This window comes from Streptomyces sp. NPDC048514 (assembly GCF_043199955.1).
Lineage (GTDB): Bacteria > Actinomycetota > Actinomycetes > Streptomycetales > Streptomycetaceae > Streptomyces.
Genome location: NZ_JBICWT010000008.1, coordinates 440630 through 449550 on the forward strand (window position 1 = coordinate 440630; position 8921 = coordinate 449550).

The window sequence follows — 8921 nt, forward strand, 5'->3', positions numbered from 1 at the left end:
CCCTGACTGTCTCTACCATCCCCCATTTGGCTCAGGAGAGTGCACTCGGGGTCGACCATTGGGCCTATCGGCGGCACTCAGTGCCGCCAACCTGCTCATCCTGCCCCCTCCGAACGGCATCTGGAAGTGCTCTGTGACCTTTGCGACTCGTTTGATCGATCATTTTCTGCGACTCGGGTCACCCTCCGCGGCCGGAGGCCTGGTCAGCCGCCGGCGAGCCGGAAGTCCAGGGCCGTACAACGCCGTCCGGCGGACACCGTGCGCACCGCCTGCCCGATCGCCTTGCGTGAACCGACGAGGACGACCAGCCGTTTCGCCCGCGTCACCGCCGTGTACAGCAGGTTCCGCTGGAGCATCATCCACGCTCCCGTGGTGACGGGAATCACCACCGCGGGATACTCGCTGCCCTGGGAGCGGTGGATGGTCACCGCGTACGCGTGTGCCAGTTCGTCCAGTTCGTCGAATTCGTACGGCACCTCCTCGTCCTCGTCCGTCAGCACCGTCAGCCGCTGGTCCACCGGATCGAGCGAGGTGACGACGCCCACGGTGCCGTTGAAGACTCCGTTCGCCCCCTTGTCGTAATTGTTGCGAATCTGGGTCACCTTGTCCCCGACCCGGAAGACCCGGCCGCCGAAGCGCTTCTCCGGCAGGTCGGGCCGGCCGGGCGTGATGGCCTGCTGGAGCAGGCCGTTGAGGTGGCCGGCGCCCGCCGGCCCCCGGTGCATCGGCGCGAGCACCTGCACGTCCCGACGGGGGTCGAGCCCGAACCTGGCCGGGATCCGCCGGGCGGCCACGTCCACGGTGAGCCGTCCGGCCTCCTCGGTGTCGTCCTCGACGAAGAGGAAGAAGTCCCCGAGGCCGTCGGTGAGCGGGTGCTGACCGGCGTTGATCCGGTGCGCGTTGGTGACGACGCCCGACTGCTGGGCCTGCCGGAAGACGCGCGTGAGCCGGACCGCCGGGACGGGGCCGTCGCCGGCCAGCAGGTCCCGCAGCACCTCCCCCGCGCCGACGCTCGGCAGCTGGTCCACGTCCCCCACGAACAGCAGGTGCGCCCCCGGCGGCACCGCCTTCACCAGCTTGTTGGCCAGCAGCAGGTCCAGCATCGAGGCCTCGTCCACGACCACCAGGTCGGCGTCCAGCGGGCGGTCCTTGTCGTAGGCCGCGTCACCGCCGGGCTTCAGCTCCAGCAGCCGGTGGACGGTGGAGGCCTCGGCGCCGGTCAGCTCCGCCAGCCGCTTGGCCGCGCGACCGGTCGGGGCCGCGAGCAGCACCTTGGCGCGCTTGGCGCGGGCCAGCTCCACGATCGAGCGGACCGTGAAGGACTTGCCGCAACCGGGTCCGCCGGTCAGGACGGCGACCTTCTCGGTCAGCGCGAGCCGCACGGCGGCCTTCTGCTCGGGCGCGAGCTCAGCCCCCGTACGCCCCTCGAGCCAGCCCAGCGCCTTCTCCCAGTCGACGTCCCGGAAGGCCGGCATCCGGTCCTGGCCGGTGCGCAGGAGCCGGAGCAGCGCAGCGCCGAGGGACTGCTCGGCGCGGTGGAAGGGGACCAGGTAGACGGCCGTGACGGGTTCACCGTCGCCGCCGTCCGGACCTGGCACCTTCTCGCGTACGACCCCGGGGTCGCCGCCGTCCTCCGGTACCCGGGCCAGCTCGGCGAGGCACTCGATGACGAGGCCGGTGTCGACCTGGAGGAGCTTCACGGCGTCGGCGATCAACCGCTCCTCCGGCAGGAAGCAGTGCCCCTGGTCGGCGGACTGCGACAGTGCGTACTGCAGGCCCGCCCCGACCCTCTCCGGGCTGTCGTGCGGGATGCCGACGGACCGGGCGATCTTGTCGGCGGTGAGGAAGCCGATGCCCCAGACGTCGGCGGCCAGGCGGTAGGGGTGGTTCTTGACGACGGAGATCGACGCGTCGCCGTACTTCTTGTAGATCCGCACGGCGATGGAGGTGGATACCTCGACGGTCTGCAGGAAGAGCATGACCTCCTTGATCGCCTTCTGCTCCTCCCAGGCGTCGGCGATCTTCTTCGTCCGCTTCGGGCCGAGGCCCGGCACCTCGATCAGCCGCCCGGGCTCCTCCTCGACGATCCTGAGCGTGTCCAGTCCGAAGTGCCGGGTGATCCGGTCGGCGAACACGGGTCCGATGCCCTTGACCAGTCCGGAACCGAGATAGCGCCGGATGCCCTGGACGGTGGCGGGCAGCACGGTCGTGTAGTTCTCCACGTGGAACTGCTTGCCGTACTGCGGATGCGATCCCCAGCGGCCCTCCATACGCAGGGACTCCCCCACCTGGGCACCCAGCAGCGCACCGACCACCGTGAGGAGATCACCGGCGCCTCTTCCGGTGTCGACCCGGGCGACCGTGTAGCCGTTCTCCTCGTTGGCGTACGTGACCCGCTCCAGCACGCCTTCGAGCACGGCGAGCCGTCGCTCGGCCGTGGGGTTCCCCGCCTGCTCTGCCATGATCCGACGGTACCCGGGGGGTGTGACACCGGGCGCTGTTACCGTGGCGGCCCGTGGACAACAACAGTTCTGATCCAGCCCAGGAGTTCTGCGCCCGCATCGAGGCCGCCACCGCGGACACGTCCTACCGCGTGCAGCGGACGGAGTGGGGCGCCTCGGTGTCCGTGGACGTCAACACCCCCCAGTTGCGCGAGCTGTTGACCCGGCAGCGGATCGAGCAGCTGCACACCCACCGGGTCACGATGCGCCCGCAGGAGAAGACCTTCACGATCGAAGACGTCGTCCGGACGGTCGAGTACGAGGCGGGGCTGGGCGGCATACGTCTGGGCAAGGCGGTGTCCGTCGGCCGGAGTGTGTACACCACCAAGTCGTGGAGCCTGAACGGCACCCTGGAGTACAGCTTCTCCTCCGCCGACGGCCACCGCCTGATCCGGGGCGCGGCCCGCGGACTGGGCTGGCGCGAACTCCGTCCCAAGAGAGTGAAGGCAGCCCTCGGCGCCGGCGTCTTCGGGGCCGTCGTCGCCCTGTCCATGCTGATCGGCCTGGCCGTGGCGTTCTGGCCGTGAGCCTTCGGCAACCCTGCCGTGGCCCCGCCTTTCGGGCTCGGGGAAAGGAGGCGGGGGCGGGGCCGGAGTCCCGGCGGCGGCCGGCCGGGGTCAGGAGCAGGGCTTGTAGAAGTGCTTCCAGCCGTCGGTGGGCATGGCCGGCGGCTCCGACGTGGTGCCGAACGCGCCGTACTTCCTCTGCAGCCCGTAGTCGTAGTTCCCCGGCCCGCCGGCCGGCTTGGTCAGGCGCACGTCCCGGTCCAGGTTCCCGTCGCCCGAGTTGTTGAGGATCGCGAGGTCCGGATACGCGTCGCCGCCGTAGTCGGCGATCCTGAGCTGCCGCACCTCGCCGTGGTCGCCGATGTCGGAGTGCCGGCGGTGGGCGGAGGACAGGTTCGACCGCTTGAGCGGTCCGGGGCGGTACTCCGCGACGCGCGCCGTCGCGGGGTCGTCCCCGTCGGCCGGCTTGACGATGTCGACGACCATGTCCAGGGTGCCGTCGCGCTGGAAGTCGGCGACCGCGGCGGTCGCGACCTCGCCCCGCTTCGCTCCGAGCAGGGTGCTGACGGCGTACTTCGTCGTGCCGAAGGAGCCGTTCGCCCTCCCCCACTGGATCGTCGTCTTGGTGCCGGTGTGGCCAGGGTTGCTGATCTTGTCGGCGTGGCCGTCACCGTCGAGGTCACCGACCAGTGTCGTGGCCGCGGCCAGGCACGGAGCCTTCGCCGCGGCCCGTGCCGCGCCACCCGGGGCCGGCGCGGCGGCCGCATCGGTCTGGAGACCGGCGACGGTCAGGGGCAGGACGACGGCCGCGAGCGGCGCGGCGATCAGGGTTAAGCGCTTACGAAGCATCTCGAACTCCTCTTGTCGTTTCCGGGAGTTGAGATGACCGCAACCTTCCGTTCGTTGGTGCCCGGATCGCCCTATTACGCAACCGTGACATGTCGGCCGACCGTGCCATGCGGGTGGACCCCGAACGCCGGGGGACCCCGACGTGCCGGTGGCGGCGACCGGATCGCGGCCGCGTCCCGCGGGTGCCGGGCCGCCGCGCCCGCCCCTTGCCGAGCCGGGGCGGGGGCGGGTCGCCGGCGCCCGTCCGCCGGGTCACGATCCGGTCTCGGGTTGCGGGGAGAGGCTTGCCCCCGGCCGTGTAATCGATTCCAATGCTCTGAGCACGACGATGTAATCGATTACACGCAGCACGATCCACAAGGAGGTGGTTCGGCGATGGCGAGCATCAAGGACGTCGCCGCCGCTGCGGGGGTGTCCGTCGCCACGGTGTCGCGGGTGCTGAACGCGCACCCCTCGGTCAGTGCCGGCGCACGCACGCGCGTGCTGGCCGCCGTGGAGGCGCTGGGCTACCGCCCGAACGCCGTCGCCCGCTCCCTGCGCACCGACCAGACCCACACCCTCGGCCTGGTCATCAGCGACGTGCTCAACCCGTACTTCACGCTGCTGGCCCGATCCGTCGAGGAGGAGGCCCGCGCCCTCGGCTACAGCGTGATCATCGGCAACGCCGACGAGCGGCCTGACCTGCAGGACCACCATGTGCGCAACCTGCTGGACCGGCGGATCGACGGACTGCTCGTGTCCCCCACCGACGGCGGGTCACCGCTGATGCTGGACGCGGCGCGGGCGGGCACCCCGATGGTGTTCGTGGACCGGTGGATCCCTGGCGTGGACGTTCCGGTGGTCCGCGCCGACGGGCGGGCCGCCGTACGGGACCTCGTCGCCCACCTGTACCGGCTCGGGCACCGGCGGCTGGCCATCATCGCGGGTCCCGCCGCCACCACGACCGGCAGCGAGCGCGTCGAGGCCTTCCGGGCCGCGCTGGCCGAGTACGGGATCCCGCTGCCGGACGCCTACATCGGGCAGGGCGACTTCCAGGCCGAGAGCGGACGGCGGGTCACCGAAGGGTTCCTGGATCTGCCGGAGCCGCCCGAGGTCGTCTTCGCGGCCGACAACCTGATGGCACTCGGCGCCCTGGACGCCGTACGCGCGCGGGGGCTGCGGGTGCCGGACGACATGGCGCTGGCCGCGTTCGACGACATCCCGTGGTTCGTGCACACCGACCCGCCCGTCACCGCGATCGCCCAGCCCACGGGCGAGCTGGGGCGCGCCGCCGTACGCGCCCTGGTCGACCGGATCGAGGGGCGTGCCCCGCGGTCCGTGACCCTGCCCGCCCGGCTCGTCGTACGCCGCTCGTGCGGTGAGCCCGCCCCACCTTCGCCGTTCCCCACGCAGTCCCCCTCCCCAGTGCAAAGGAGCACGCCGTGAGCGACCCGGACGAGTTGCTGCGCATCGAGGGCATCCGCAAGACCTTCCCCGGCGTGGTCGCGCTCGACGGCGTCGACTTCGACCTGCGCCGGGGCGAGGTGCACGTGCTGCTCGGTGAGAACGGTGCCGGCAAGAGCACGCTCATCAAGATGCTCTCCGGCGCCTACACCCCCGATTCCGGGCGGATCCTGGCCGGCGGCGAGCAGGTGCGCATCCACGGCGCACAGGACGCCGAGCGGCTCGGGATCGCCACCATCTACCAGGAGTTCAACCTGGTCCCGGACCTGACGGTCGCCGAGAACATCTTTCTCGGCCGGCAGCCACGCCGCTTCGGGATGATCGACCGCAAGCGCATGGAGGCCGAGGCCGAGACGCTGCTGAAGCGCGTCGGGGTCGACGTCTCGCCCCGCGCGCGTGTGCGTGAACTCGGTATCGCGCGACTGCAGATGGTCGAGATCGCCAAGGCGCTCAGCCTGCGGGCCCGCGTCCTCATCATGGACGAGCCGACCGCCGTGCTCACCTCGGAGGAGGTGGAGAGGCTGTTCGGGATCGTGCGCTCGCTGCGCGCGGACGGCGTCGGGATCGTGTTCATCACCCATCACCTGGACGAGATCGCCGCCCTGGGCGACCGGGTCACCGTGATCCGGGACGGCAGGAGCGTCGGGCGGGTACCCGCCGCCACGCCGGAGGACGAACTCGTGCGGCTGATGGTGGGGCGGTCCATCGAGCAGCAGTACCCGCGGGAACGGCCCGAGCAGGGGGCCGCGTTGCTGTCCGTCGAGGGACTCACCCGCGACGGTGTGTTCCACGACGTGAGTTTCGAGGTGCGTGCCGGTGAGGTGGTCGGCATCGCGGGGCTCGTCGGGGCCGGGCGGACCGAGGTCGTGCGGGCCGTGTTCGGCGCGGACCCGTACGACCGGGGGGCCGTGAGGGTCTGCGGTGCGGGGCTGCGACGCCACGACGTGAACGCGGCCCTCGCGGCCGGGATCGGGCTCGTGCCGGAGGACCGCAAGGGCCAGGGCCTGGTGCTCGACGCCTCCGTCGAGGAGAACCTGGGCCTGGTGACCATGCGGTCGGCGACCCGGGCGGGGCTGGTCGACCGCAAGGCGCAGCACGGAGCGGCCGAGCGGATCGCGGGGCAGCTGGGGGTGCGCATGGCGGGCCTCGGGCAGCATGTGCGGACCCTGTCCGGCGGCAACCAGCAGAAGGTCGTCATCGGCAAGTGGCTGCTGGCCGACACCAAGGTGCTGATCCTCGACGAGCCGACGCGCGGTATCGACGTCGGCGCCAAGGTCGAGATCTATCAGCTGATCAACGAGCTGACGGCCGCGGGAGCCGCCGTGCTGATGATCTCCAGCGATCTGCCGGAGGTGCTCGGCATGAGCGACCGGGTGCTGGTGATGGCCCAGGGCCGGATCGCCGGTGAACTCGCCGCCGGCGAGGCCTCCCAGGACGCCGTGATGGCACTCGCCGTCTCCACTCCGGCCGCCGCGACGCCCGGCGCCACCCCCACCACCGAGAACGAGAAGGAGGGCCCCCGTGGCCACTGACACGCTCAAGAGCACGCCGGGCGCGCGTGGCGGCCCGGGCGGCCTGCGCCGGCTGCTGCTCGACAACGGCGCGCTCACCGCGCTGATCGTCCTGGTCGTCGCCCTGTCGGCGCTGTCCGGCGACTTCCTGACGACCGACAACCTGCTCAACATCGGCGTCCAGGCCGCCGTGACGGCGATCCTCGCCTTCGGTGTCACCTTCGTGATCGTCTCGGCGGGCATCGACCTGTCGGTCGGCTCGGTGGCGGCGCTGTCGGCGACCGTACTGGCCTGGAGCGCCACGAACCACGGCGTTCCGGTGTTCCTGGCGGTCGTGCTGGCCGTCGCCACGGGCATCGCGGCCGGCCTGGTGAACGGCTTCCTCATCGCCTACGGCAAGCTGCCGCCGTTCATCGCCACGCTGGCGATGCTGTCGGTGGCGCGCGGTCTGTCCCTGGTGATCTCCGGGGGCGTCCCGATCCCCTTCCCCGACTCGGTCTCGCACCTGGGGGACACCCTCGGCAACTGGCTGCCGGTGCCCGTGCTGGTGATGGTGGTCATGGGCCTGCTCGCGGCCTTCGTGCTCGGGCGGACGTACATCGGCCGTTCCATGTACGCCATCGGCGGCAACGAGGAGGCCGCACGGCTGTCGGGGCTGCGCGTGAACCGGCAGAAGCTCGCGATCTACGCCCTGTCCGGGGTGTTCGCCGCGGTGGCGGGCATCGTGCTGGCCTCCCGGCTCTCCTCGGCGCAGCCGCAGGCCGCCGACGGCTACGAGCTGGACGCCATCGCCGCGGTCGTCATCGGCGGCGCCTCGCTGGCGGGCGGCACCGGCAAGGCGTCGGGCACGCTGATCGGCGCGCTGATCCTCGCGGTGCTGCGCAACGGCCTGAACCTGCTGAACGTGTCCGCGTTCTGGCAGCAGGTCGTGATCGGTGTCGTCATCGCGCTGGCGGTGCTGCTGGACACCGTGCGCCGCAAGGCGGGGGCGACCCCGGCGGCCGCGGGTACCGGCGGTGGGAACAGGGGCAAGCAGGCGGTGACGTACGCGCTGGCGGCCGTCGTGACCGTGGCGATCGTCGGCGCGACCTCCTTCCTGCACGGCTCCTCGTCCTCGACGACGCCGAAGATGGGTCTGTCGCTGTCCACCCTGAACAACCCGTTCTTCGTGCAGATCCGGGCGGGCGCCCAGGCCGAGGCGAAGAAGCGCGGCGTGGACCTGACCGTCACCGACGCCCAGAACGACGCCTCCCAGCAGGCCAACCAGCTGCAGAACTTCACCACCTCGAACCAGGGCGCGATCATCGTCAACCCGGTGGACTCGGACGCGGCGAGCAACTCGGTCAAGGCCGCCGGCAAGGCGGACATCCCGGTGATCGCCGTCGACCGGGGCGTCAACAAGGCGCCCGTGGACACCCTGGTGGCCTCCGACAACGTGGCCGGCGGTGAGCTGGCCGCGAAGACGATGGCCGAGAAGCTGGGCGGCCAGGGCAAGATCGTGATCCTCCAGGGCCAGGCGGGCACGTCGGCGGCCCGGGAGCGGGCGGCCGGCTTCGCCAAGGGGCTCAAGGCCTACCCCGGCATCCGGGTGCTGGCCCGGCAGCCCGCCGACTTCGACCGCACCAAGGGCCTCGACGTGATGTCGAACCTGCTCCAGGCGCACCCCGACGTGCAGGGCGTCGTCGCCGCCAACGACGAGATGGCCCTCGGCGCCATCAAGGCGCTCGGCTCCAAGGCCGGCAGGTCGGTCCAGGTGGTCGGCTTCGACGGCACCCCGGACGGGCTGAAGGCGGTCAAGGACGGCACGCTGTACGCGTCGGTCGCCCAGCAGCCGACCCAGCTCGGGCGGATCGCCGTGGACAACGCGCTGAAGGCGGTTCGGGGCAAGAAGGTGGAGCCGACGGTGAAGGTGCCGGTGAAGGTGGTCACGAAGCGGAACGTGGCCGGATTCACCGGCTGACGACGGGCGTGCGGGCGGGGGGGGGGGGGGGGGGGGGGGGGGGGGGGGGGGGCGCGGGCGGCGCGGCGGGGGGGGGCGGGGGGGGGGGGGGGGCCCGGGGGGGGCGCCGGGGGGGCCCCCGCCCGGGGGCGGGGCAGAGGGGGGGGGGTGT

Annotated in this window: 6 protein-coding genes; 4 read left to right on the top strand and 2 right to left on the bottom strand. The window is 71.8% G+C overall.

Annotated features, from left to right (window positions below):
- Positions 1–203 precede the first annotated feature (203 nt).
- Complete coding sequence (locus ACGFT2_RS20415; protein WP_393280007.1) at positions 204–2462, bottom strand: ATP-dependent RecD-like DNA helicase; 2259 nt, start codon at positions 2460–2462, stop codon at positions 204–206.
- 53 nt (positions 2463–2515) lie between these two features.
- Between ACGFT2_RS20415 and ACGFT2_RS20420 the strand changes: the two genes are divergently transcribed.
- Entirely contained in the window at positions 2516–3028 is a 513-nt protein-coding gene (locus ACGFT2_RS20420; protein ID WP_393280010.1) for a hypothetical protein, read from the top strand.
- 90 nt (positions 3029–3118) lie between these two features.
- On the opposite strand, the gene ACGFT2_RS20425 is transcribed toward ACGFT2_RS20420, so the two are convergent.
- Positions 3119–3856, bottom strand: a complete 738-nt coding sequence (locus ACGFT2_RS20425) for an FG-GAP repeat domain-containing protein (RefSeq protein WP_393280013.1) — start codon at positions 3854–3856, stop codon at positions 3119–3121.
- A gap of 375 nt (positions 3857–4231) precedes the next feature.
- Between ACGFT2_RS20425 and ACGFT2_RS20430 the strand changes: the two genes are divergently transcribed.
- Genes ACGFT2_RS20430 through ACGFT2_RS20440 form a run of 3 tightly spaced genes read left to right on the top strand, consistent with a single transcriptional unit; the run spans position 4232 to position 8770 of the window.
- Positions 4232–5281 carry a LacI family DNA-binding transcriptional regulator gene (locus ACGFT2_RS20430; RefSeq protein ID WP_393280016.1) on the top strand — a complete coding sequence of 350 codons (1050 nt, stop codon included), beginning with the start codon at positions 4232–4234 and terminating at the stop codon, positions 5279–5281.
- Entirely contained in the window at positions 5278–6831 is a 1554-nt protein-coding gene (locus ACGFT2_RS20435) for a sugar ABC transporter ATP-binding protein (RefSeq protein WP_393280019.1), read from the top strand. Before ACGFT2_RS20430 ends, ACGFT2_RS20435 begins: the two co-directional genes overlap by 4 nt.
- The gene (locus tag ACGFT2_RS20440; protein WP_393280022.1) at positions 6821–8770 is read left to right on the top strand and encodes a substrate-binding domain-containing protein; all 1950 of its coding nucleotides are present in this window, start codon (positions 6821–6823) and stop codon (positions 8768–8770) included. The genes ACGFT2_RS20435 and ACGFT2_RS20440 overlap by 11 nt, the downstream gene beginning before the upstream one ends.
- The last annotated feature ends 151 nt before the right edge of the window (positions 8771–8921 follow it).